26 protein-coding genes and 1 pseudogene are annotated in these 22,992 nt (G+C 59.2%); 24 read left to right on the top strand and 3 right to left on the bottom strand.

Annotation, left to right across the window (positions count from 1 at the left end):
- Positions 1-2 precede the first annotated feature (2 nt).
- Positions 3-1,217: a hypothetical protein gene (locus tag C3F12_09470; protein PWB46262.1), complete on the bottom strand. Its 1,215-nt coding sequence runs from the start codon at positions 1,215-1,217 to the stop codon at positions 3-5.
- Positions 1,218-1,367: 150 nt separating this feature from the next.
- Positions 1,368-1,724 (bottom strand): hypothetical protein, encoded by a 357-nt coding sequence (locus C3F12_09475; GenBank protein ID PWB46263.1) that lies wholly within the window; start codon positions 1,722-1,724, stop codon positions 1,368-1,370.
- 245 nt (positions 1,725-1,969) lie between these two features.
- Here C3F12_09475 and C3F12_09480 point away from each other — a divergent pair.
- Positions 1,970-2,361: pseudogene (locus tag C3F12_09480) on the top strand (hypothetical protein).
- Positions 2,362-2,443: 82 nt separating this feature from the next.
- On the opposite strand, the gene C3F12_09485 reads toward C3F12_09480, so the two are convergent.
- A complete protein-coding gene (locus C3F12_09485; protein PWB46420.1) occupies positions 2,444-2,680 on the bottom strand; it encodes a YgiT-type zinc finger domain-containing protein in 237 nt (78 codons plus the stop codon).
- Between the two features lie 440 nt (positions 2,681-3,120).
- On the opposite strand from C3F12_09485, the gene C3F12_09490 reads away from it, so the two are divergent.
- The 23 genes from C3F12_09490 (at position 3,121) to C3F12_09600 (ending at position 22,920) form a co-directional block, all read left to right on the top strand.
- Entirely contained in the window at positions 3,121-3,363 is a 243-nt protein-coding gene (locus C3F12_09490; GenBank protein PWB46264.1) for a DNA-binding protein, read from the top strand.
- Complete coding sequence (locus tag C3F12_09495; protein PWB46265.1) at positions 3,360-3,764, top strand: VapC toxin family PIN domain ribonuclease; 405 nt, start codon at positions 3,360-3,362, stop codon at positions 3,762-3,764. The genes C3F12_09490 and C3F12_09495 overlap by 4 nt, the downstream gene beginning before the upstream one ends.
- 167 nt (positions 3,765-3,931) lie before the next feature.
- On the top strand, positions 3,932-4,864 hold the full coding sequence (gene lipA, locus C3F12_09500) for a lipoyl synthase (protein ID PWB46266.1): 933 nt from the start codon (positions 3,932-3,934) through the stop codon (positions 4,862-4,864).
- Positions 4,864-5,835, top strand: a complete 972-nt coding sequence (gene pdhA, locus C3F12_09505) for a pyruvate dehydrogenase (acetyl-transferring) E1 component subunit alpha (protein PWB46267.1) — start codon at positions 4,864-4,866, stop codon at positions 5,833-5,835. The genes lipA and pdhA overlap by 1 nt, the downstream gene beginning before the upstream one ends.
- Before the next feature lie 16 nt (positions 5,836-5,851).
- A complete protein-coding gene (locus tag C3F12_09510; protein ID PWB46268.1) occupies positions 5,852-6,829 on the top strand; it encodes a pyruvate dehydrogenase complex E1 component subunit beta in 978 nt (325 codons plus the stop codon).
- Between the two features lie 141 nt (positions 6,830-6,970).
- Positions 6,971-8,212 carry a dihydrolipoamide acyltransferase gene (locus C3F12_09515; protein PWB46269.1) on the top strand — a complete coding sequence of 414 codons (1,242 nt, stop codon included), beginning with the start codon at positions 6,971-6,973 and terminating at the stop codon, positions 8,210-8,212.
- 83 nt (positions 8,213-8,295) lie between these two features.
- Positions 8,296-9,702 (top strand): dihydrolipoyl dehydrogenase, encoded by a 1,407-nt coding sequence (gene lpdA, locus C3F12_09520; GenBank protein PWB46270.1) that lies wholly within the window; start codon positions 8,296-8,298, stop codon positions 9,700-9,702.
- Positions 9,703-9,809: 107 nt separating this feature from the next.
- Positions 9,810-10,544, top strand: a complete 735-nt coding sequence (locus C3F12_09525; protein PWB46271.1) for a lipoyl(octanoyl) transferase — start codon at positions 9,810-9,812, stop codon at positions 10,542-10,544.
- A complete protein-coding gene (locus C3F12_09530; protein PWB46272.1) occupies positions 10,541-11,551 on the top strand; it encodes a metal-dependent phosphohydrolase in 1,011 nt (336 codons plus the stop codon). The genes C3F12_09525 and C3F12_09530 overlap by 4 nt, the downstream gene beginning before the upstream one ends.
- Positions 11,552-11,695: 144 nt before the next feature.
- Positions 11,696-12,499, top strand: a complete 804-nt coding sequence (gene ccmA, locus C3F12_09535) for a heme ABC exporter ATP-binding protein CcmA (GenBank protein ID PWB46273.1) — start codon at positions 11,696-11,698, stop codon at positions 12,497-12,499.
- Positions 12,484-13,173 (top strand): cytochrome C biogenesis protein, encoded by a 690-nt coding sequence (locus C3F12_09540; protein ID PWB46274.1) that lies wholly within the window; start codon positions 12,484-12,486, stop codon positions 13,171-13,173. Before ccmA ends, C3F12_09540 begins: the two co-directional genes overlap by 16 nt.
- Positions 13,174-13,266: 93 nt before the next feature.
- The gene (locus tag C3F12_09545; protein ID PWB46275.1) at positions 13,267-13,950 is read left to right on the top strand and encodes a cytochrome C assembly protein; all 684 of its coding nucleotides are present in this window, start codon (positions 13,267-13,269) and stop codon (positions 13,948-13,950) included.
- A gap of 139 nt (positions 13,951-14,089) precedes the next feature.
- Complete coding sequence (locus tag C3F12_09550) at positions 14,090-14,539, top strand: cytochrome c biogenesis protein CcmE (GenBank protein PWB46276.1); 450 nt, start codon at positions 14,090-14,092, stop codon at positions 14,537-14,539.
- Positions 14,539-16,539: a cytochrome C biogenesis protein gene (locus C3F12_09555; GenBank protein PWB46277.1), complete on the top strand. Its 2,001-nt coding sequence runs from the start codon at positions 14,539-14,541 to the stop codon at positions 16,537-16,539. The genes C3F12_09550 and C3F12_09555 overlap by 1 nt, the downstream gene beginning before the upstream one ends.
- Complete coding sequence (locus C3F12_09560) at positions 16,518-17,036, top strand: hypothetical protein (GenBank protein ID PWB46278.1); 519 nt, start codon at positions 16,518-16,520, stop codon at positions 17,034-17,036. The genes C3F12_09555 and C3F12_09560 overlap by 22 nt, the downstream gene beginning before the upstream one ends.
- A gap of 117 nt (positions 17,037-17,153) precedes the next feature.
- On the top strand, positions 17,154-17,636 hold the full coding sequence (locus tag C3F12_09565; GenBank protein PWB46279.1) for a cytochrome c-type biogenesis protein CcmH: 483 nt from the start codon (positions 17,154-17,156) through the stop codon (positions 17,634-17,636).
- A 120-nt stretch (positions 17,637-17,756) separates the two neighbouring features.
- Positions 17,757-18,074: a hypothetical protein gene (locus C3F12_09570; protein PWB46280.1), complete on the top strand. Its 318-nt coding sequence runs from the start codon at positions 17,757-17,759 to the stop codon at positions 18,072-18,074.
- Positions 18,071-19,180, top strand: a complete 1,110-nt coding sequence (locus C3F12_09575) for an aminofutalosine synthase MqnE (GenBank protein PWB46281.1) — start codon at positions 18,071-18,073, stop codon at positions 19,178-19,180. The genes C3F12_09570 and C3F12_09575 overlap by 4 nt, the downstream gene beginning before the upstream one ends.
- A 3-nt stretch (positions 19,181-19,183) precedes the next feature.
- Positions 19,184-19,423: a DUF4160 domain-containing protein gene (locus C3F12_09580; protein ID PWB46282.1), complete on the top strand. Its 240-nt coding sequence runs from the start codon at positions 19,184-19,186 to the stop codon at positions 19,421-19,423.
- The gene (locus C3F12_09585; protein PWB46283.1) at positions 19,383-19,643 is read left to right on the top strand and encodes an integron cassette protein; all 261 of its coding nucleotides are present in this window, start codon (positions 19,383-19,385) and stop codon (positions 19,641-19,643) included. Before C3F12_09580 ends, C3F12_09585 begins: the two co-directional genes overlap by 41 nt.
- A 57-nt stretch (positions 19,644-19,700) precedes the next feature.
- A complete protein-coding gene (mqnC, locus tag C3F12_09590) occupies positions 19,701-20,774 on the top strand; it encodes a dehypoxanthine futalosine cyclase (GenBank protein ID PWB46284.1) in 1,074 nt (357 codons plus the stop codon).
- Between the two features lie 83 nt (positions 20,775-20,857).
- Positions 20,858-21,475 (top strand): hypothetical protein, encoded by a 618-nt coding sequence (locus C3F12_09595; GenBank protein ID PWB46285.1) that lies wholly within the window; start codon positions 20,858-20,860, stop codon positions 21,473-21,475.
- A 2-nt stretch (positions 21,476-21,477) separates the two neighbouring features.
- Positions 21,478-22,920 (top strand): RNA-splicing ligase RtcB, encoded by a 1,443-nt coding sequence (locus C3F12_09600; protein ID PWB46286.1) that lies wholly within the window; start codon positions 21,478-21,480, stop codon positions 22,918-22,920.
- The last annotated feature ends 72 nt before the right edge of the window (positions 22,921-22,992 follow it).

A 22,992-nucleotide genomic window follows, 5' to 3' on the forward strand; every position in this document is an offset into this window, starting at 1 on the left:
CTTTAAATCCTCCACTCCACACGCTTGAGCATGTCAAGCAGTTGCACCCCGGCCCTGGGATTTACCATGCGCGCGAGACTCACGCGCCCGCAGAGCGAACGCCTGAAGGCCTCCATGGCGAACCCGTCAGGGTCTTGGAGCCCCTTCTCAGTGAGGGCCCACCGAATCCGCTGGGTCTCCAAGTCCGCGGTGAGGCAGTTGTGGATGACGGCCCGGAGCTTTTTCAGTTCCTGGCGAGGAAGGTTGGGTTTCTCATTGACGATCACGCCGGTGACCTGCTGTCGGCTCCCCTTGCGCATGACCCGGATCTTCTCCTCGTGAACCTCAAACCCTTCCTCCCGGATGATTTCCTTGAAGAACGGAAGGCGCCGGACGATCCCCCCGTCCTCGCTGGAGATGGTCATGTCATCTGCATAGCGGCTGTAGCGAAAGTTGAGCTGGTCCCCGAGGCGAGACAGTCTCAGATCGAGCCTCCGGCAGATCAGGTTAGAGAGAATCGGGCTCGTCGGTGCGCCGGTTGGAATAACATCGTGATAGGTGGTAAGCTGTGTCAACAGCAGCGCTACACCGTGAGGATAGCCGAGGGAGCCCAAGCACCCCAGAACCCGCTCGAAGGTGATGCTGGGGAAGAAGTCCTTCACATCCAGGTTGATGACGACCTGCCTGTCGAGGTGGAGCCGGGCGTTCGTCAGGATGGAGCGCTCTCCCCTGAAGCCGTGGGCGTCGGGATGGAGCTTGACCCGCTCCAGCAGTGCCGCGATTCGCTGCTGGATCTCCTTGAGCGGAGGTCTTGGGGCTTGGATCTTTCGCCTCTGGCCGTTTGCTTTGGGGATGGAGAAGACGTCGTAGTATCTGTCGGTACAAGTGGCGAGATCCGAGAGCTCGTTTTCGGAGACCTCTAAAAGTTTGGCGAGATGGGTACGAGTCAGGATGGGGATAAGCCCCCGTTGGACCATGGCCTCGGCGTAGGTGCTGAGAAAACTCAGGGCCCGGGGATCCAAGTGGCGGTTGGCTTCCAGGAGGGCCCTGACGGCCTTCCTCCGGCTTCCAGGTAGGTCGGCATCCTCGCTGTAGAAGGTGACCTTGTCCCCCTGCTGGAGGCGGATCCGGGCATAAGCGGCCAAGAGGTCTACCAATTCAGGTTCAACCCCGGCCCTCAGGTTGACCTGGATCAGGTTTCTGATGAAGGCCTCTTTGTCCTCATCCCATCGAGCCATGGCGCCCTTGCTCGAAAAAGTGAACCGGGGTCCCTTTTACTGAGACTCCTGAGCACGTAGCCGTCACGGCTACGTGCGCTGGCATGCATCGTGCGCGTCCCGCGTAGCGCGAGACCCTGCCGGATGGCAGATCTAAAAGAGGGCCCCGGTTCACATCCTGACCAACGAGAGGGAAAGGTACGGCTTAGGAGAGGTTTTGAGGTACGCCATGTTTGGGAAGGGGATCTGGCAGCACGCCGGGATTTCCCCTCTTCCGCTCAGGCATCCGTCGCATCGCCTCTCCTTTTTCTCGCACGCGATGTCGTACACGAGCCGCTGCAGATGGATCCCGCAATTTGCGCAGTAGGTCCGATATTCTCGGGGGAGTGGACGATGGAGGCTTCCACACTTCCGGCAGCGCAATCCCTCTTCGGCCCACCCCTTCTCGGCGCCAAGACCGAGACCAATGATTACTGAGGCCTTGAGGGTGACTCCCATAAACCCTCGCCGAGAGATCTCTCTTACCATCTTCCACCCGCCCCCCTCGGACCTTACGCACTGAGCCGGATCGCCTCCTCACCCTCGTCTGTCAGCCGCTCTGGACGAAAAGATGAATATTGCTGTATAAATCAAAATCATAGGAAATTGTCAAGAAAAAAAGCATATACGGTAGAAATATGATCAAATATGATTAACTCTCACTTTTGTGATAGAAGAGCAGTATACATAGTTCTGGCATTCAACAGCTCAAGTCAAGCGAAATAACGCCGCAGATGCGCGAGTTCTCCGTCAAGACGACGCACAAATTGCAGGTGGTCGATATCACGTCGAGGGTTCGGGAGATTGCGGCACAGGACGGTCTGGAGGAGGGGCTGTGCACGGTCTTTGTCCCGCACGCGACGGCGCCGTCACCATCAACGAAAATGCCGATCCCAACATCGGCCTGGATCTCCAGGACGCGCTGGTGAAGCTGATTCCGGAGGGGGTTTGGCGCCACGACCGGATCGACGACAACGCGGCGGCCCACATCAAGGCGACCATCCTCGGCCCGAGTGAAACGGTGCCGGTGAAAAACGGAAAGCTGATGTTGGGGACCTGGCAGAGCATCATGTTCATGGAGTTCGACGGCCCCCGCGAGCGCCGCGTCATCGTCCAGGTCCGGTGAAGACGGTGTTGCCGCGGCGGACAATGCCGCCAAACGTCTTACCTATCAGTTGCTGAGAGATCCGAACGGCGGCAGGGGCGGGTCATGCCGTGTCCACGAAGGTTGCAACCGGCACTTTCTCCTGCTTGGTCAACTCGCGCCAGTGTAGCCGCATTCGCTCGAGTTCCTTGAGCGTCTCAGCAGTGAGATAGCTCTCGCCGCAGCTCAAACAACTGACAACGGGCACGTTACGTACGAGGAAGCTGGAGCTGCCCCTGCCGACGGTCTGTGTCAGGCGTCGGACCTTCGCACCGTTCTTACCGCAGATATCACACTTCATATCATCGTATACTACCATTCTATCCGCGTGGCATCAGGTCGAGGGTCGTCACGATATGTGGAATTCTCTAGTCATTCTACGGGGTTGTCAACGAAATTTCAGAAGAGCCCACGGGGGCGGTGCCGCCATGCCTGGCGGTGTGCTCATGGGCGTGAAAGTCTGTTGGGAGACCGCGCCACTCACTGACTCGTCATTGCGGGCGACCGGAGGGAGCGCGGCAATCTCAGCGTTTTTCAGATTGCGGAGAACGGTGAGATTGCTTCGTCGCGGCGCTCCTCGCAATGACCGACACGGGAGACTTTTGGAACAATGATGCGGACGGGAATAGGGGAGTGTTGGCCTGGGCATGATGATTCAACCCCCTAAGGCATAACTGGGTTGACATTGAGCGGTGCTAGTACCATAATGGTTCCATATTGTAACCGTTAAGGAGGCTCAACATGCCAGCGATTACCGTCAAAAATATTCCTCCTGATCTATACGAACTGCTCAAACGGTCGGCTGCGGCCAACCGGCGCAGCATCAATAGTGAAGTGATTACCTGTATCGAGCGTGTGGTGCGGGGCCGGAAGATCAACACTGAGGCTCTGCTCGCGCGCGCACGAGAGCTGCGCCGGCAAACCAGGCGTCATCCAATCGCTGACAGTACATTCAAGGCAGCCAAACTTGTGGGCCGCCCGTGATCGTCGTCGACACAAATATAATCGGCTATTTGTACCTGGAAAGCGTGCATTCGGCGCAGGTTGAACGAGTCCTGCTGAAAGAGGGGGATTGGGCCGCGCCGTTGCTGTGGCGGAGTGAGTTTCGAAATGTGCTCGCCCTGTATATTCGCAAGCGATGGTTGTCGTTAGAGGAGAGTGGGCAGATCATGAGTGAAGCGCTTAGCTTCATGGATGGTAACGAGTACCATGTTGACTCTGAACACGTGCTGAAGTTGGTTGCTGCGAGTTCGTGTTCGGCCTACGATTGCGAGTTTGTAGCGCTTGCCCAGGACCTCGGGATTACCTTGGTGACGGTCGACCAGCAGATCCTGCGTGACTTCCCCGAGGTGGCCGTGTCGTTACTGGGCTTTATCGGTACCTAGGCTTAGCTGTGAGAGGGCTGATACGGCATTATTCCGAGCCCTCAGAACAAGTCAAGGAAGCTTGACAGACGGCTCCAGTCGTGATACAAGGACACACAGCGCGCTAGTCGTCTGCCTGCCAATACGGCACCCGATCAATCACGTTTGCGGGCTCAAGCGAGGCATGTGTGCTCCAACCGATCGAGACAACACCGCTTCTGTCGCTTCCCGAGATTGTCGGCTCACCCAAGCCGCCATGGCTGAAGGTCAGGGCCCCCGGCTCACCTAATTACCTTCGGTTGAAGCGGCTCCTTCGCGAGCATCAGCTTCACACCATCTGCGAAGAGGCGTTGTGTCCCAATATCGGCGAGTGTTGGCAGCAGCTTACGGCGACGTTCCTTATTCTGGGCGAGGTCTGCACCCGTAACTGCGGTTTCTGCGCGGCCGCGCATGGAAAGCCGACGGAACTGGATCTGGCCGAGCCGGAGCGTGTGGCCAAGGCGATTTCCGAGTTGGGGCTGGCCCATGTGGTCATCACCTCGGTCAATCGCGATGATCTGGCCGACGGCGGCGCGAGCATCTTTGCGGCAGTCATGCGTCGCATTCGGGAACGTTTGCCCGATTGCAGCGTCGAACTGCTGGTTCCCGATTTCCGTAGTAATGAGGCAGCCCTGCGAACCGTCGTCGAGGCCGCGCCGGCGATTCTCAGCCACAACGTGGAAACAGTTCCCCGATTGTACCGGGAGGTGCGTCCAGGATCGGACTATGAACAGTCGCTCAATCTGTTGGCCAGGGCGAGGCGCATGGCGCCTACGTTGGCGACCAAGTCCGGGGTGATTGTGGGATTCGGTGAGTCGTGGGCAGAACTGCTCAGGACAATGGCGGACCTTCGGGCGGTGGATTGTGACATCCTGACGCTGGGCCAATACCTGCGTCCGAGTCCGATGCACCTGCCGATTAGAAAATATTATACCCCGGAGGAGTTCACGGAACTGAAAGTGATTGGTGACGAGATGGGGTTTAAATATGTGGAATCCGGACCGTTGGTTCGGAGTTCATACCATGCGCGCGGCCAGGCTGAGGAGGTCAGCCGGAAGCGCGAGCGCGGGGGGACTGAGTGATGCACAAGTTAGAGCGCAAGGAGCTGGTAGAGCTGCTCCGGATGATGCTCCTGATGCGTCGATTCGAGGAGAAGTGCGCCGAGATGTACGCGATGGGAAAGATCGGCGGCTTTCTCCATCTGTATATCGGCCAGGAGGCGGTGGCGACAGGGGCGATCTCCGTCCTGCGGCCGGACGACTACGTCATTGCCAGCTATCGGGAACATGGTCACGCCCTGGCCAAGGGGTGCGATCCCGGTAAAATCATGGCGGAGTTGTTTGGACGGGCAGACGGCCTCTGTAAAGGCAAGGGCGGATCGATGCACCTGTTCGACAAGGCGCGCAACTTCCTGGGCGGCCACGCGATCGTGGCCGGACAGATTCCGATCGGGACCGGCGCCGCCTTTGCGAGCCAGTACGAGGGGAAGGATCAGGTGACGCTCTGCTTCTTTGGGGACGCCGCCGTGAACCAGGGGGTATTTCATGAGGCGCTCAATCTGGCGTCCCTGTGGCACCTGCCGATCGTCTATATCTGCGAGAACAACCGCTACGGCATGGGGACCGCCGTAGAGCGCGCGACCACAGTGAGCGAACTGTATCGGCGGGCTGAGGCCTATGGGATACCCGGAGAGGCGGTCGATGGGATGGACGTCCTGGCCGTTCGGGAATGTGTGGGCGCGGCGGTTGAACGGGCGCGCCGAGAGCATCTTCCCTCCTTTATTGAGGCGAAGACCTACCGATTCCGTGGGCACTCGACGGCGGATCCGGGGACCTATCGAACGAAAGAAGAGGTCGAGCGCGAAAAACAACGGGACCCCGTCTTCCTGTTTCGGGATCGTCTGATGGCCGACGCGGTGATGAAGGAGTCGGATTGGAAAGCGCTGGAGAAGGAGGTTCGAGTCATCGTAGAGGAGTCGGTTCGGTATGCCGACGCCTCCCCGGAGCCGCCACTCGAGTGGCTGTGCACCGACGTCTACGTCTCCGAGCGCTGAGGGAGGAAACAAAGTTATGGCGATCATTACCTATCGAGAGGCCCTGAACCAGGCACTCCGCGAAGAGATGCGCCGGGACCCTCGTGTATTCCTGATGGGGGAGGAGGTCGGCCTCTACCAGGGGGCCTATAAGGTCAGCCAGGGTCTGCTCGAAGAGTTCGGTTCCAAGCGGGTGATCGATACCCCGATCAGCGAGGCCGGGTTTACCGGCGTCGGGATCGGCGCGGCCATGGTCGGCCTGCGGCCTATTGTGGAGATGATGACCTTTAACTTCGCGCTGGTGGCAATCGATCAGATCGTTAATCAAGCCGCGAAGATCCTCTATATGTCCGGCGGGCAGTACAATGTCCCGATGGTCATTCGCGGGCCAGGCGGCCCCGCCCATCAACTGGCGGCCCAGCACTCTCAGAGCATGGAGTCATATTTCTATCATGTTCCGGGTCTCAAGATCGTGCGTCCCGGGACCCCCAAGGATGCCAAGGGACTGCTCAAGAGCTCGATTCGGGATGATGATCCTGTCATCTTCATCGAGTCGGAACTGCTGTACGGGACCAAGGGCGAGGTACCCGACGGTGACTACACTATCCCGCTTGGGGTCGGGGAGATCAAGCGCGAGGGACGCGATGTGACTATCATCGCTTACTCCACAATGCTGCTGCTGGCCTTACAGACAGCCGAAGAGTTGGAGCGTGAGGGGATCTCGGTTGAGGTCGTTGATCCGCGTACGCTCCGCCCCCTAGATATTGATCTTATCATCGAGTCGGTCAAAAAGACGAATCGAGCAGTGGTCATGGAGTCGGGCGCCGGATTCGCCGGGATCGGGTCGGGGATCGGCGCGATCATTTCCGAGCAGGCCTTCGATTATCTGGATGCACCGGTCGAGCGGGTCACCGGCGCGAATGCCCCGACACCGTACGCCAAAAATCTTGAGCGCGCCAAGATTCCGAGTAAGGAACGACTGATTGCGGCGGTCAAAAAGGTCCTCGCCATTTAGACAGGGTAAAGAGTTCAGGGAACAGACGGATGAAGGTGAGTCGTTTTCGTTTCCATGTTGTCCTGTTCCTCTCATTCCCTACACCCTACACCCTACACGCTATTATACCCTAGATCTGCAGAGGAGGGAGACGACGCGACGATGGCTATTACCGTGGTCATGCCCCGGTTGAGCGACACCATGGAGGAGGGAAAGATCCTTCGATGGCTGAAGAAGGAAGGGGACCGGGTTGAGGGCGGCGAGATCATCGCGGAGGTCCAGACCGACAAGGCCGATATTGAGATGGAGGCCTTCGGATCCGGTATCCTTCGGAGGATACTTGTCGGGGCCGGCCAGTCGGCGCCGGTCGGCCAGCCCATCGGGGTGATAGCCGAGGCGGACGAGGATATTGCGGCGCTGGTGCCGTCTGGTGTGTCATCTATGCCTGCCGCCATATCGACTCAGCCGACCATGCCCGCGCCGACCGGTCCCGCTCTGGAGACGGCGGGACGGATCAAGGCCTCACCCTTGGCACGGAAGCTCGCAAAGGCCCAGGGGATCGATCTGTCGATGCTCAGGGGATCCGGTCCCGGCGGGCGGATCGTCCGTCGCGATCTGGCTGTTGCGACACCAACATCCGTAACGGCTGGTCAGCAGGCGCCATCAATTGTATCGGCGCCGGCAGCTTTAGAGTCGGCCGTGGCGATCGGCGCTCCGTCGGCGGAATTTGAGGATCGTCCGCTGTCTCCGATGCGCCGGGCGATCGCGAAGCGCGTTGCCCAGAGCATGGCCACCGTCCCTCATTTCTATCTGACGGTCGAGGTGGCCATGGAAAAGGCGGCGGAGTTGCGCGACGCGATGGCGATCCAGATGCCCGATCTCAAGGTAACCTTCACCGATATTATCATCAGGGCGGTAGCGATGGCGCTGGGACGACATCCAAAGATGAACGTCTCGTTTATGGACGACCGGATTCGCGCCTATTCGCAGATCCATATCGGCATTGCGGTGGCGCTTGAGGAGGGGCTGATCAACCCCATATTGCGCGACTGCGGCGGCAAAAGCCTGGTACAGATTGCCAAAGAGGCGAAGGGTCTGGCCGAGCGGGCCAGGGCGCAGAAGTTGAGGCCGGAAGAGTACGTCGGGGCGACCTTTACCGTCTCAAACCTGGGCATGTATGAGATCGATGAGTTTACCGCGATCATCAACCCGCCGGAGGCCGCCATTCTCGCCGTCGGACGAATTCAGGGCAAGCCGGTCGTCGTGGACGGCGTCGTGCAGATCGGCCAGCGGATGCGAATGACATTGTCGTGCGATCATCGAGCGGTGGATGGGGCAACAGGGGCCGTATTCCTCCAAGAGGTGAAGCGGCTGCTTGAGCAACCGTTGCACCTCGTTCTCTAACATATTGGTCATTCAGTCTATTCGGTCGTTCAGTCAGATAGACCAGATAGACCGGACAGACTCAACAGACCAGAAGGACCATCATGGGGGATGAGCGTACATTTGATCTGGCGGTCATCGGGGCAGGCCCCGGCGGCTATGTCGCGGCGATACGCGCCGCGCAGCTTGGGATGCGGGTCGCCCTCATCGAGCGGGATCGCCTGGGCGGAACGTGTCTGAATTGGGGGTGTATCCCGACGAAGGCACTGCTTCAGAACGCGCACGTGCTATCGCTCATGCGCCGCGCCGGGGAGTTCGGTATCTACGCGGACAATCTCCGGGCAGACTTCGGGGCGGCCGTCAAGCGCAGCCGCGAGAAGGCAGAGCGACTGTCCAAGGGGATTGAATTCCTAACGCGTAAAAATAAGATCGGTGTCTTCCCCGGAGAGGCCCGTCTTGTCGGGGCTAAGCAACTGGAGATTGCGGATCGAGAGGGTAAGACGAGCGGTGCGATCCGCGCCGAGCGGATCCTCCTGGCGACCGGGTCGAGATCCAGGCTGCTGCCGAACGTCACGGTCGATGGGAAGATCGTGCTGACGAGTACCGAGGCGATGCTGCTGGATCACGCCCCGGCATCGATGATTATCATCGGTGCCGGGGCCATCGGCGTCGAGTTTGCGGACATCTATCAGGCGTATGGAACGGCTGTGACACTGGTCGAACTGCTGCCGACGATCCTGCCGTATGAGGATGAAGAGATCACCGCGCTGCTCCGCCGCGCCCTGATCAAGAAAGGGATGACGATTCACACCAGCACCAGCGTTGAGCAGGTGAGCGTCGAGGCCGGACAGGCCAGGGTCAGGATATCGAGCAATGGGAAGAGCCAAGAGCTTCTTGGCGAGACGGTCCTGGTGGCGGTCGGCAGGATGCCGAACTCCGAGGTGGGCGGCCTGAACGAGCTGGGTGTCGCCACGAAGAACGGATTTGTTGCGATCGATGAGTGGATGGAGTCGAGCGTTGCCGGGATCTACGCCATCGGCGATCTCGCGGGCGCGCCGCTTCTGGCCCATAAGGCCTCCCACGATGGGATCGTTGCGGTCGAAAAGATGGCCAAACTTGATGATGTGACGCCGGTCGATCCGCGGAGAATCCCGAGCTGCACCTATTGCGACCCGCAGGTCGCCGGCATCGGTCTGACCGAGGCAAAGGCAAAGGCAAACGGGTATACGGTACGTGTCGGACGATTTCCCTTCAGCGCCAGCGGAATGGCGACGACGCTCGGCGAGACCGAGGGGATGGTGAAAATTGTCGCTGATGCCGAACATGGCGAGATTCTGGGCGTGCATATCATGGGCGCCCATGCGACTGAATTGATCGCCGAGGCCGGTCTGGCGATTACCATGGAGGCTACCCCAGAGGAGATCGCCAGATCGATCCATGCCCACCCGACGCTTGGTGAGGCAATGGGGGAAGCCGCGCTTGCCGTTCTCGGCCGGTCCCTTCACATGTAGTGGCAGGGGATAGGGTATAGGGGTTGGGGATTAGACAATGGGATCGAGAAGCTCTTTTTGTTGTTCCCTAACACCCAATCCCCAATTCCTAACCCCCGGTATCGTCCATGCGTACGTGTAGCCTGATCGACCTCGGACGCGTACCCTATGCTGACGCACTCACGCTGCAGCGACGGTTAGCGACCCTTCGGGCCGAAGGGTCGCTGGGTGATATCCTGCTGCTTGTCGAACATCCACCGGTTGTTACCCTCGGACGAGCCGGACAGAAAGCGCACCTCCGTTGCCCGGAATCAATCCTCGCCGGGCTGGGGATTGAGTTTTTTGAGGTCGAGCGCGGGGGCGACATTACCTATCACGGTCCTGGACAGTTAATAGGCTACCCGATCCTCAATCTGACCGATCACGGCCGCGACGTACATCGATACCTTCGCCGGCTCGAAGAGGTCCTGACCACGACCTTAGGCCGGTTCAAGATTACCGCCGGTCGCTCATCTGGCCGAACGGGCGTCTGGGTCGGCGAGCGCAAGATCGCCTCGTTGGGCATTCATATCGGTCGTTGGATCACCCGCCACGGCTTTGCCCTGAACGTCGATATGGATCTGACGCCGTTCGGTCTGATCGTTCCGTGCGGGATCCAGGATGTCGCAATGACCAGTATGGCGCAGGAGCTGAGCCGTCCGATCTCGATGTGTAAGGTGACCGACACATTGGTCGAATGTTTTGAGACGGAGTTCGGGGTGTCGGTGCTCCCCATATCGTTGACGGAGCTGATGAGCGCAGAACCCATTCACGGAGAACTCGGTATCAGTGAGACGGCAGCCCTCGTTGGGGGTGTACAGTGATCAATCCTCTGCCTCCATCCCGTGGGACGATCCTGGTCGTAGACGACCAGGAGGTCAACTCCGCTCTGATTGAAACGATTCTAGCCCCTCAGGGCTATGAGATCATCTCAGCGACCGATGGGAAACGCGCCCTTGAATTGGTGGCCACCCGGCCGCCCGATCTGATTCTGCTCGATGTGATCATGCCGGGGATGAGCGGGTTTGAGGTCTGCACCCGGCTGAAGGAGGACGAGCGAACCCGCCTGATTCCCATCGTGATGGTGACCTCGCTTAGCGATCTGCCGGACAGAATCCGTGGCATCGAGGTCGGGGCCGACGATTTTTTGAGCAAACCGTTTCATCCGGCGGAGTTGAGCGCGCGGGTCCGCTCTCTGCTCAGGGTCAAGCAGTTTACTGATGAATTGGAAGATGCGGAGGACGTATTGTGCGCGCTGGCCCTCAGCGTTGAGGCTAAGGATGCGTACACCGATGGCCACTGTGAGCGATTAGCGCGCTACTCAGTAGCCCTCGGACGAAGCCTTGGCCTGCCCAAGGACCAACTCAGAGCGCTGCATAGGGGAGGCTATCTGCACGACGTCGGGAAGATCGCCGTCCCGGAGTCGATCCTGAATAAGACGACGGAATTGACGGAAGAGGAGTCGCGGATCATACGGGAACATCCGATCATCGGAGAGCGGATCTGCAAGCCGCTCAAGTCGTTGAAATTTGTCCTCCCCATCATTCGTCACCATCATGAACGGTGGGATGGCCGCGGGTATCCCGACGGCTTGGCGCGAGAGAAGATTCCGCTGGCCGCCCGGATCATTCAGACGGTTGACATCTATGATGCGCTGATGACGGCCCGGCCCTACAAGCCGTCCCTTGATCTGCATCAGGCCGTTATGATCATGCGGCAGGCAGCGCAGGAGGGCTCGTGCGATCGTCGATTAATTGAGCAGTTTATCGGCTTGCTGCAGTCGGGCCAGAATCTGGTGGGTTTAGAGAAGGCAAGACCCAGATCGCTATAGTTTGACACTCGTTCGGCCCCTTTTAAGTTGTCCCTCCACGGACGTTCTGCTACACTATACTTGTATTGAAAACCGGGTGTGAATCGCTATCTGACCTCATGTTCGCCATCTGCGTGAATCCGCCGTTTGGCCGCGCCGTCCCGTATGAGACCGCATACGGCGGCGCCGAACCTCCAGGGCTATGGGCTTCCAATGGCGATCGCTGACGGAACGGGGGGACTTCATGGGGTCGTGCTGGCCGTCGAGACTACAGGCCTGATCAAGTGGTACGGCGCACATCCGGCCCTACGCGGCGTAAATCTGCAGATCGGTCAGGGCGAGATCCTCGCGCTGTTTGGCCCGAATGGAGCAGGGAAGAGCACCCTGCTGAGAATTCTTACCGGGCTGGTCCGACCGACCGCCGGATCAGTACGGGTGACCGGACTGGAGGTCGGCAAGTGTGGCGACGGCGTCAGGCGGGCGATCGGGGTGCTGACCCACGGTCACCAGCTCTATGAGACCTTGACCGCTCGAGAAAATCTGCAGTTTGCGGCGACCATGCTCGGACTGGATCGGCCGGCCGAGCGGGTGGCCAAGGTGCTGGCAAAGGTCGGACTGGAGACGGCGGCAGACGGTCGGGTCAAGACCTTTTCCAGTGGGATGAAGCGGCGCCTGGCCCTCGCGAAGCTGATGCTGCGCGAACCGAAGGTGATGCTCCTGGACGAGCCGTTTACCAATCTCGACCTACAGGCGGCGAAGCTGTTGGAAGAGTTTCTTCTCGCCTCAAAGGCTGCCGGGGTGACGACCGTATTGGCCACCCATGATCTGACGATGGGGTTTACTATGGCGGATCGTGTGGCGGTGTTGCAACAGGGGCGGCTGGTCTTTGATGCGAGACGGGACGAGGTGAGTCTGGAGTCGTTGCGTTCGCTCTTTTCGATCCACGGCGAATTATGGGGGGGCGAATGATCTTCGCTCGGCGGGTTGCGGCGATCGCGTGGAAGGACCTGATTGCGGAGTGGCGCGATCGAGAGAGCATGACCGCCATGTGTTTTTTTGCGTTTCTGGTGCTGTTCCTCTTCAACTTTGCGCTCGGAGGGGATCAGACGCTGATCCGTGGCGCCTCATCCGGCCTGTTGTGGCTGGCCTTTACATTCACTGCTGTGCTCGGTCTCGCTCGATCGGTTCAGGGCGAAATGACGAATGACTGCCTCGACGGCCTGCTGCTGTATCCGGCCGAGCGGGAGGCCATCTTCCTGGGGAAGCTGTGCGGCAGCTTCATCGTCATCATGCTGGTCGAGCTGATCAGCTTTCCCGTCTTTGCTGTCCTCTACAACATGGATATCTGGTCGCAACTTCCCAAACTGCTGTTGATCGCCGTGCCGGCGACGTTCGGATTTGCAACGGCGGGAACGTTGTTGTCGACGATGACGGTGGGTCTGAGGGCGCGAGAGGCGATGCTGCCGTTTCTGCTGTTTCCTCTGACTATCCCCCTGATCCTGGCAGCGGTCAGAGGGACAGAGATCGTCCTGCGAGGCGAGGTATTCGAGCTGGCGATGCCTTGGCTCAAGCTGACCGGAGCATTCGATGTCTTGTTTCTTGTGGGGTCGCTGCTGACGTTCGAACTGCTGATTGAGGAATGACAAATTGGTACGAAGTCTAAAGTATATGGTTCAGCCGTCACCCTATACCCTAAACCCTGGACCCTATACCCTGGTTTTAAGGTGCACGGTTCGATGAGCGGACAGGGGTGGGAGCGTACGCTGGGTATCTTGGCGGTCTTTGGCGTGGCGGCGGGGCTGTACACCGCATTCGTCTACGCGCCGCCCGATGCGGTGCAGGGAGAGGTACAGCGGCTGATGTACCTGCACGTCCCGCTGATTCTGGTCGGCTATCTGGCGTTTTTTGTGGTCTTCGTCACAAGTATTCTGTATCTATGGCGTCGTCATCGGGGGTATGACGCAATTGCGCACTCCTCCGCAGAGATCGGTGTAATTTTTACAGCCTTGTCAATTGCCATCGGTTCTATATGGGGCCGGCCGACGTGGGGAGCCTGGTGGACTTGGGACGCGCGGTTGACGACGACGGCGATCCTGCTGCTGGTCTTTCTCGGCTATTTGATGCTTCGGACGCTGGTAGAGGATCCGTCGAGAGGCGCAACGTTCAGTGCAGTACTCGGGATTCTCGGTTTCCTCGACATCCCGATCATTCACATGTCGGTCGTGTGGTGGCGTACGTTGCATCAGCCGGCGTCGATCCTCAAGCCGGGTCTGTCAACGGTGGCCCCGGATATGCAGATGGCGCTGTACACGAATCTCGTCGCCTTCGGGTTACTCTACGGGTACCTCCTGGTGAAGCGATTGCGGATCGAGGAGACGAGGGAAGAGTTGCTCAGGCTACAAATGGAACGACTCGGGTGAATCCATGGGGTTATGTTCTGGCTGGATATACACTGACAGCCGTCAGTGTACTCCTGTATCTCATATCGCTTGGCTGGCGGAAGAGGGCGGTGGACGTGCAGTGTGAGGCCCTCAAACGCCGGCAGAAGGACGCGGCAGGATGACGAAGAGGACGAAACTACTGTTGGGGGGAGGTCTCATCATAGTGGCTCTCGCGTACTTGATCAACAGCGGGATCCGTGAGGCGAGCGTGTACTACATCACACCGTCCGAACTGAAGGCGAAGGGTAAGGCGGTCTCCGATCAATCGTTCCGCCTGGGCGGAATGGTGGTGCCGGGGTCGCTTCACTGGGAGCCGCAGACGCTCAAACTCACGTTTCGATTAACCGACGGCAAGGAGGAGGTCGCGGTCGAACATATCGGTTCTCCGCCCGATCTTTTTAAGGAGGGCGCCGGCGCCGTGGTCGAGGGAAAGTGCACGGCTGATGGTCCCTTTCGATCAAGCATGATCATGGCCAAGCACTCGGAGGAGTATACCCCCCCGAAGGACGGCGAAGGCTCGGCCAAGCATATCCACCGACCGTTGGCCGCGCCGCAGGGCGTACAATAATGATTGCGACGCTCGGTCGATTCAGTCTCTGGTTGGCCCTCGCCCTTGCGGTCTACGGGGCGGTCGTGTCGATCCTTGGCGCGCGGCGGCAGCGGGCGTCTTTGATCGAGAGCGGCCAAGGGGCCGTCGTATCGGTGTTCGGCCTGAGTACGTTTGCGGTTCTGCTGATGGAGGCCGGGCTGGTCGGGCGCGACTTCAGCCTTGAGTACGTGGCCAGAAACGGCAGCACCGACACGCCGCTGTTCTTTGAGATCATCGCGTTGTGGGGGGCGCTTGAGGGCTCCATCCTGCTCTGGATCTGGCTATTGGCGCTCATGAGCCTGATCGCGGTGTGGCTTGAGCGAAAGCGGCAGCGTGAATTGATCCCCTATGTGACGGCGATCCTGTTGTGCATCTCGGCGTTCTTTCTCTTCCTGGCCGCCGTTCCGGCCAGCCCATTTACGACCATCTTCCCGCCGCCGCCGGATGGACGCGGACCGAATCCGCTCCTGCAAAACCACCCGCTGATGGCCGTTCACCCGCCCGGGTTGTACGCCGGCTATGTCGGCTGGTCGATTCCCTATGCCTTCGGGATGGCCGCATTGATCACCGGCCGACTCGGCGAGACCTGGATCAGGACCGTGCGTCGCTGGTCGCTGGCATCCTGGGGCTTTCTCACGATCGGCATCATCGTCGGCGGACGGTGGTCCTACGCGGTGCTGGGCTGGGGCGGGTATTGGGCCTGGGACCCGGTAGAAAACGCCTCGCTGCTCCCCTGGCTGACCGGGACGGCGTTTCTGCATACGGTGATGATCCAAGAGCGACGCAAGATGCTGAAGTTCTGGAATGTCGCATTGGTGATCCTCACCTTCGCGCTGACCATCTTCGGGACCTTTCTCACGCGAAGCGGCATCCTGTCGTCGGTTCACACCTTTTCCAACTCGTCGGTCGGGCCGTTATTCCTGATCTTTATCGGCGTCATTCTGTTGATCTCCTTCGCGCTGCTGGTCTATCGGAGCGACAGGCTGCAGGCGGAGGGTGATCTTGACTCGTTGGTATCCCGCGAGAGCGCGTTTCTGGTGAACAATCTGCTGTTGCTGGGGTTCGCCTTTTCGGTTCTGCTCGGTACGCTGTTCCCCCTGCTGTCTGAGGCGGTTCGCGGGGTGAAGGTCAGCGTCGGCGAGCCGTTCTTCAACACCGTAAACATTCCGATCGGTCTGGCGCTGATCTTTTTGATGGCGATCGGACCGCTGATTGCCTGGCGACATGCCTCGCTGGAGAGTCTGCGTCGGACCTTTGCTGTGCCGTTATACCTGGCGCTCCTCGGTACGGGAATCTCCTGGTTCTTTGGGGTTCGAGGGTTATACCCGCTACTCGCCTTCGCGCTCAGTCTCTTCACCGTCACCACCGTCTTTCAGGAGTTTGGTCGGGGCGTCATCGCGCGGCGACGAAATACGGGTGAGGGTTATCTCATGGCGCTTTCGAAACTGACCAGCCGGGGGCGACGGCGCTACGGCGGGTTGATCGTTCATCTGGGGGTAGCGTTCCTGGTGGTCGGCATTACCGCCTCGTCGTTCTTCAAGTTGGAGCAGGAGGTCACACTGAAGCAGGGCGAGTCGCTTCAACTCGGTCGGTACCAGGTACGGTTTGACGAACTGAGCGCTTGGCAAGAGCCGCACCGCTTTGTGGTGCAGGGCAATTTTACAATCTTTAACGCGAACCAGAAGGTGGGCGAGATGCGACCCGCCAAGCGGTTCTATCCGTCCGAGCAACAGCCGATCGGGACGGTCGACATTCGCTCGACCATGCGGGAAGATCTGTATCTGGTCCTGTCGTCGTTTACCCAGGACGGCACGTCGGCGACGGTGAAGGCATTGGTTCGCCCGCTGGTCATGTGGATCTGGGTCGGGGGGTGGGTGATGGTCCTCGGCTCGCTGATCGCGATCTGGCCGGATCGGCGACGGGCTGTCGTGGCCGAGGCAACCTCGGAGTACGCGGTATGGCAACCTGGAAGAAGCTGAGTCTGCTCCTCAGTATCGTCCCGATCCTCCTCTTACTCGCCTACGGCTTCAAAACCAATCCGAGAGAGGTGCCGTCCCCGCTGGTGGGGCGTCAGGCGCCCCCGTTTGCCATGGCTGCGTTCGATGGGAGTAGCCACACGTTGGAGCAACACCGCGGGAGCCCCGTCGTACTCAACTTCTGGGCGTCCTGGTGCTTCCCGGCCTGTTACGAGGAGGCGCCTCACCTGGAGGCGGCCTGGCAAAGTTATCGGGATCGAGGGGTGGTGGTCATCGGTGTGGATATCCAGGATCGGGATGCCGATGCGAAGGTATTCATTGATCGATTCAAGCTCAGCTTTCCAAACGGTCCTGATGTACAGGGTAAGGTATCGATCGACTATGGCGTCTACGGGGTTCCGGAGACCTTCTTCATCAATCGCGACGGTACGATTCATTACAAGCACGTCGGCGCCCTCGATGCGAAGATCCTGAAGGCGAAGATTGAGGAAATGCTATAAAGACAGGGTGGGAGGGGGTAGGGTGTGGGGTATAGGATACAGGGTGGCAAAGGCGGGGGTTGTCAAACCCTTTACCCTAAACCCTATACCCTGCTTTTGAGGGGGGTAGGGTAACAAATGCAGAACGGGAAGCGCGGAAAGCAATCTCTGGTTCCGACCCTGCTGCTGATGGTGTTCGGGATATGGGTATCTGTTGCGAATGCCGGGAGCGTGGAGGAGCAGACGCTTCGGTTGGCGGCAGAGTTGCGTTGTCCCGTCTGCCAGAATCTCTCGGTGGCCGACTCGCCGTCGGAGATGGCGACCCAGATGCGAGAGGTGATCCACGAGAAGTTAAAGAACGGCGAGAGTCCGGAGCAGATTCGCGATTATTTTGTCAGTCGTTACGGGGAGTGGATCCTGTTGTCGCCCGCGCGCCAGGGGTTCAACTGGCTGGCCTGGCTGCTGCCGTTTGTCGCCATCGTCGGCGGGTTTGGGATCGTTGTGCTGACCATCTCCCGCTCAATCCGGAGAGGCCGTCAGTCGCATGGCGAACCGCCCCCTCCTTCCGATCCGCGATATGCCGGCCGACTCGAATCGGAACTCAAGGAGTGGGAACGATGAAAGAACGTTCACCGTTCACCGTTCAAGGTTCAATGTGCAACGTGTACCGTGCAACGTTCAACGTCGAACGGTCCAATCTTGAACCTTGAACTGTACCACCTTGAGCGTTGAACTCCCATTATGGTTATTTTAATTATCATCCTACTGTTCTTACTTGCCCTTTTGCCGGTGCTTATTCCGTTCTTCAAATCGCGTGCCGTTGCGGTCGAGGTGGAGTCGGCCGATCTGCAGGAACTCCTGGACGAGAAGCAGATGATCTACGCCGCCATCAAGGAGCTCGATTTCGACCGCCAAGCAGGGAAGCTCAGCCTGGAAGACTATGAGCAGGCGCGTCACAGCTATGAACTGAGAGCGATCGCCATCCTTCAAGCAATCGACCGAGTGGGTGGCCGACAGGACGATCAAAAGACACAGTCACCCAGGAAACGTCGTCGATGAGTCGTCTGATGGAGTCCCGGCTGGCGGCCTCCGATCTGGACAAGATCTATCTGAAGATCCGGGACGGCGTTCGCCTGGACATCTCTGACGGATTGGCCCTCTATCGGACGCCTGATCTGACCTCGGTGGGATTTCTGGCCAACCTGGTCCGGGAGCGGCTGAGCGGCAACCTCACCTATTTCGTTCGCAACCTCCATATCAATTATACGAATATCTGTAACAAGGGATGCAAGTTCTGCTCGTTTTATGCGACAGCCGGCGACCCGCGCGCGTATACGCTGAGCATCGAAGAGATTCGGGATCAGATCCGGAAACACGCGGATGTTGCGATTCGAGAGATCCACATCGTGGCGGGGATCAACCCGAGGCTTCCGTACCAGTACTATCTCGATCTCGTGAAGGCCGTCAAAGCTGCGAGACCGGGCGTTCAGGTTAAGGCCTTTACGATGATCGAGCTGGCACAGATCCAGCGTGTGGCCGGTAGGTCGATGACGGAGATGCTGACCGATCTGAAGGAGGCCGGACTCGATTGTTGTCCGGGCGGCGGGGCAGAGGTATTCAGCGACCGCGTCCACGAAGAGCTGTTCCGGGCCAAGCTGGACAACGAGGGGTGGTTCGACGTCACCAGGGCCGTACATCGGGCCGGGATTCCATCGAACGTGACGATGCTCTACGGCCACATCGAAACCATCGAGGAAAAGGTGGCGCACCTGCTGCATATTCGCGAGCTGCAGGATGAAACCGGCGGCTTCATGTGCTTCGTCCCGCTGGCGTTCGATCCGACCGGCACCGAGCTCAGCCATCTGCCGACCACGACCGGGTATGCCAACCTGCGGGAGATTGCGATCGCTCGGCTGCTTCTGGACAATATCCCTCACGTGAAGGCGTTCTGGATCATGACCACCCCGGCGGTGGCACAGCTCGCGCTCTGGTACGGCGCGGACGACCTTGATGGGACGGTGACGCACTATGAGATTACCCATGCGCTGGGGGATAACTCCCACCATCAGGAACTTCGCCATGACCAGTTGCTCACCATGATCCGTGAAACAGGCCGGCAGCCGGTCGAGCGCGATGCGCTCTACAACCGTGTTTCTATAAGCTAAGAGATGAGTCCGACGATCTTTCGGGAGAAAGGCTATCGGTTCTTTTTCTTCTCGCGCGAGGAACCACGGATGCATGTGCATGCGATTTGTGCGGATGGTGAGGCGAAGTACTGGCTGGAACCGGAGATCGAGTTGGGCAAGAATCATCGCCTCTCTCATGCTCAGTTAAAGGAGATCGAACAGCTAATCGGGGCGCATCACGATGAGATCCAAACCGCTTGGAAAAAGCACTTCACCCGTTGAGGTTACAAACATTTCCAGCCACGGGATATGGCTTCTGACCCCGGAGAGAGAACTGTTTTTATCCTATGAGGACTTCCCGTGGTTCAAAGATGCCCCTATTGGCAAGGTCCTTACTGTTGAGGAACCGATGCTCGGCCATTTCTACTGGCCGGATCTGGATATCGATCTTACGATCGAGATGATAGACCACCCGGATCGATTTCCATTGAAGGCGAAGTGACGAAGGACAGACGATTCGGACGGATCTTAGAGACAATGCATGTGAGACGCGTACGGCATGACTGAGTGGAACAGAAAAATCGAGGCGATCGGGGAGAAGGTTGAGGCGGGGGAGCGGCTGACCTTCGATGAGGGGGTCGAGCTGTTCGAGCGGGCGACACTGCTCGAGCTATCCGCCATGGCCGATTGCGTGCGCCGGCGCCTGCATCCCGATCCGGTCGTAACCTATGTCATCGGCCGCACCATCAACTATACCAACATCTGCTGGGTCCAATGTGCGTTCTGCGCGTTCTACCGGCTGCCGACCTCTCCGGAAGGTTATCTCCTGTCTAAGGATGAAATCTTTCAGAAGATTGAGGAACTGATCGAACTGGACGGGACAGAGGTCCTGCTTCAAGGGGGGTTGAATCCCAGTCTGAAGATCGACTACTACGAGGATCTGTTCGCCTCCATTAAGGCCCGCTATTCGGTCGATCTGCACGCGTTATCAACGGTTGAGATCAGTTATATTTCAAATAGTTCCAAACTATCCATCATGGAGATCTTGAAGCGACTCAAGGCGGCCGGTCTCGACTCGATCCCTGGAGCCGGCGCCGAGCTGTTAGTTGATGAGGTGAGGCAGCGTGTGTCGCCGCTGAAAGAGAGCGCATCCGATTGGCTGAACGTGATGCGGACCGCCCACGAACTTGGGATACCCAGCACGGCGACGATGATGTATGGGGTAGGCGAGGCGCTGGCCCAGCGGGTCGAACACCTCATGAAGATTCGAGACCTGCAAGATCATACCGGTGGTTTTACGGCCTTTATCCCATGGAGCTACCAACCAAACGGTGATGCATTCGGAGGTTATGCCGGCAGCGGCTACGGCTATCTTCGGACCGTCGCCGTTTCGAGGATTGTGCTGGACAATGTCAAGCATATCCAGGCCGCCTGGCTGACGATGGGTCCCAAGGTGGGGCAGCTTTCGTTACAATATGGGGTCGATGATTTCGGCAGCACCGTCCTCGAGGAGAATGTGGTGAGGACGCATGCAACGCGGCAACTGATGTCTTTCGAAGAGATTCGACGCAACGTACGGGATGCCGGCTTTGTGCCAACGCGCCGCACGACACGGTATCAGCTTCTGGAGTAGTTCCTGGTCGTGAGTCTGGTACTTATCTCGCTGTAACGAATGACCGTTCCGTCGGCATGGTAACTGTAAAGAGCGGCATAGGGATGATCAGTCGAATCGCGCTCGGCCAAGGGCTGAGCTTGAGCGATCTGTGGCAAAGACTTCGCCAGGTCTTGAAAGGGCGGTACATCGAGATCTGGAGCGATGTCTTCGAGCCGGGGATCTTCTGGATTGCGGCCGAGGCACGGCACGCCCTGGAAGAGGTCGGAATCACGTTTACGGTTTTGGCCGAGATCTCAAGCGATCGCATTCCAATCTACTACCCCCGCCATCTACAGCCAGGTCTCAAGGACCTGCCGAGTGAGGATTCGGTCAGGGCGCGCGTACTGGCGGGCCATGGTATTGGCGTGGTACTGTGCTTCATCGGTGATGGGCAGCGGATGCCGCCCGAGGAACCGATTGGTGTTCAGGACGCACTCTTTTACCTGAGCAGGCCCGGGGCGGGGTATTATTATCTGTGGAGGCTCTTTCGTTCGAAGGAAGAAGCCGAGCACCATGTTGCCCAGACGCTCAAGGATGATGAGGATGCGAGGGAGTGGGCAGCCTCTCTCCCGGTGACGGTGTATAGCGAGTTGCTGCGGCAAACAGAGAAGGGGAATGAGCCTCACGTCGGACGTGACATCTGGAAGACCGGCGAGACAAAGACAGACCGCAGGGATTGAATATGGGTACGGTCGTACAGAAACTCGACGACTATCGATGGCTGCTCCCGCAGGACTATAAACCCGGGATGCGGGTTCCCGGGATCATCTACGCCGATGAGGCCCTGATGGAGGCCATCATGAAGGACCTCTCTCTGGAACAGGTGGCGAACGGCGCCTTCCTGCCGGGGATCGTCAAGGCCTCCTTTGCCATGCCCGACATTCACCAGGGGTACGGCCTGCCGGTCGGCGGTGTAGTGGCGACCAACATCAGGGATGGCGTCCTCTCCCCCGGCGCCGTCGGCTACGACATCAACTGCGGGGTCCGCCTGCTTCGAACCGAGTTGACACAGGCGGATGTGCAACCGAGGCTGAAGGAACTGGTTGTGGCCCTGTTTCGTGAGATTCCGACAGGGGTCGGCTCGCGGGGCCGGATCCGCTTAAGCCAGAAAGCGGCGGAGGAGCCGCTGCTGAAAGGTGCGGCGTGGGCCGTGAAGCAGGGGTACGGCGAGTCGGCGGATCTCGCGCACATCGAATCCGGCGGGTGTCTTTCGGATGCCGATCCGGAGGCGGTGAGCCATAAGGCGTTTGAGCGGGGGAGCAGCCAGCTCGGGACGCTGGGTTCAGGCAATCATTTCCTGGAGGTACAGAGCGTCGCCGAGATCTACGATCCTCATGCTGCCGGAGTCCTCGGTCTGTTCGAGGGGCAGGTAACGATACTGATCCACACCGGCTCCAGGGGCCTGGGCCATCAGGTCTGCACCGACTATCTGGTCGAGATGGAGCGGGCCATTGTCAAGTACGGGATCGAACTGCCGGATCGGCAGCTCGCCTGCACCCCATGGAATTCACCCGAGGCCAAGGCGTATCTGGGCGCGATGCGGGCCGCCGCCAACTTCGCCTGGACGAATCGGCAGTGTCTGGCGCATTGGACGAAGGAGGTGTTGCTGAGGGTCTTAAACATCTCTCCCAGGACATTGGGGCTCGCAACGGTCTATGACGTGGCCCATAATATCGTCAAGGTCGAGGAGCACGAGGTAGAGGGCAAACGGATGAAGCTGGCGGTCCACCGCAAGGGCGCGACCCGGGCCTTCCCGCCCGGACATCCCGAGTTGCCCGCCCACTACCAGGCAATCGGCCAGCCTGTGCTGATCCCTGGCGATATGGGTCGCGCCTCATTTGTCCTGGTCGGCACGGGCGCCATGCAGCAGACCTTCGGGAGCACCTGCCACGGTGCCGGACGGGTGATGAGCCGACATGCGGCGATTCGAGCGGCGAAGGGCAGGGCCATCCATCGCGAGTTGGAGGACCAGGGGATTATCGTGAAGGCATCGGGACGAGAGTCGCTGGCCGAGGAGATGCCTGAGGCCTATAAGGACGCCATGCAGGTCGTGACGGTTGTGCACCGTGCGGGCCTCTCCAGGATGGTGGCGCGCCTCCGCCCCATGGGCGTCATCAAGGGATAAGAGCCCCAACGCAACAGACGCAACGATGCAACCAACGCAACAGACGCTATAGACGCGATCGACACGAAAGAC

The organism is Candidatus Methylomirabilota bacterium, assembly GCA_003104975.1.
Taxonomy (GTDB): Bacteria; Methylomirabilota; Methylomirabilia; order Methylomirabilales; family Methylomirabilaceae; genus Methylomirabilis.

Excerpts from the sequence above, each read along its gene's own strand:
- C3F12_09470 (PWB46262.1), bottom strand. The coding sequence starts at position 1,217 with ATGGCTCGATGGGATGAGGACAAAGAGGCCTTCATCAGAAACCTGATC.
- C3F12_09475 (PWB46263.1), bottom strand. The coding sequence starts at position 1,724 with ATGGTAAGAGAGATCTCTCGGCGAGGGTTTATGGGAGTCACCCTCAAG.
- C3F12_09485 (PWB46420.1), bottom strand. The coding sequence starts at position 2,680 with ATGAAGTGTGATATCTGCGGTAAGAACGGTGCGAAGGTCCGACGCCTG.
- C3F12_09490 (PWB46264.1), top strand. The coding sequence starts at position 3,121 with ATGCCAGCGATTACCGTCAAAAATATTCCTCCTGATCTATACGAACTG.
- pdhA (PWB46267.1), top strand. The coding sequence starts at position 4,864 with ATGCACAAGTTAGAGCGCAAGGAGCTGGTAGAGCTGCTCCGGATGATG.
- C3F12_09510 (PWB46268.1), top strand. The coding sequence starts at position 5,852 with ATGGCGATCATTACCTATCGAGAGGCCCTGAACCAGGCACTCCGCGAA.
- C3F12_09515 (PWB46269.1), top strand. The coding sequence starts at position 6,971 with ATGGCTATTACCGTGGTCATGCCCCGGTTGAGCGACACCATGGAGGAG.
- lpdA (PWB46270.1), top strand. The coding sequence starts at position 8,296 with ATGGGGGATGAGCGTACATTTGATCTGGCGGTCATCGGGGCAGGCCCC.
- C3F12_09525 (PWB46271.1), top strand. The coding sequence starts at position 9,810 with ATGCGTACGTGTAGCCTGATCGACCTCGGACGCGTACCCTATGCTGAC.
- ccmA (PWB46273.1), top strand. The coding sequence starts at position 11,696 with ATGAGACCGCATACGGCGGCGCCGAACCTCCAGGGCTATGGGCTTCCA.
- C3F12_09540 (PWB46274.1), top strand. The coding sequence starts at position 12,484 with ATGGGGGGGCGAATGATCTTCGCTCGGCGGGTTGCGGCGATCGCGTGG.
- C3F12_09545 (PWB46275.1), top strand. The coding sequence starts at position 13,267 with ATGAGCGGACAGGGGTGGGAGCGTACGCTGGGTATCTTGGCGGTCTTT.
- C3F12_09550 (PWB46276.1), top strand. The coding sequence starts at position 14,090 with ATGACGAAGAGGACGAAACTACTGTTGGGGGGAGGTCTCATCATAGTG.
- C3F12_09555 (PWB46277.1), top strand. The coding sequence starts at position 14,539 with ATGATTGCGACGCTCGGTCGATTCAGTCTCTGGTTGGCCCTCGCCCTT.
- C3F12_09560 (PWB46278.1), top strand. The coding sequence starts at position 16,518 with ATGGCAACCTGGAAGAAGCTGAGTCTGCTCCTCAGTATCGTCCCGATC.
- C3F12_09565 (PWB46279.1), top strand. The coding sequence starts at position 17,154 with ATGCAGAACGGGAAGCGCGGAAAGCAATCTCTGGTTCCGACCCTGCTG.
- C3F12_09570 (PWB46280.1), top strand. The coding sequence starts at position 17,757 with ATGGTTATTTTAATTATCATCCTACTGTTCTTACTTGCCCTTTTGCCG.
- C3F12_09575 (PWB46281.1), top strand. The coding sequence starts at position 18,071 with ATGAGTCGTCTGATGGAGTCCCGGCTGGCGGCCTCCGATCTGGACAAG.
- C3F12_09580 (PWB46282.1), top strand. The coding sequence starts at position 19,184 with ATGAGTCCGACGATCTTTCGGGAGAAAGGCTATCGGTTCTTTTTCTTC.
- C3F12_09585 (PWB46283.1), top strand. The coding sequence starts at position 19,383 with ATGAGATCCAAACCGCTTGGAAAAAGCACTTCACCCGTTGAGGTTACA.
- mqnC (PWB46284.1), top strand. The coding sequence starts at position 19,701 with ATGACTGAGTGGAACAGAAAAATCGAGGCGATCGGGGAGAAGGTTGAG.
- C3F12_09595 (PWB46285.1), top strand. The coding sequence starts at position 20,858 with ATGATCAGTCGAATCGCGCTCGGCCAAGGGCTGAGCTTGAGCGATCTG.
- C3F12_09600 (PWB46286.1), top strand. The coding sequence starts at position 21,478 with ATGGGTACGGTCGTACAGAAACTCGACGACTATCGATGGCTGCTCCCG.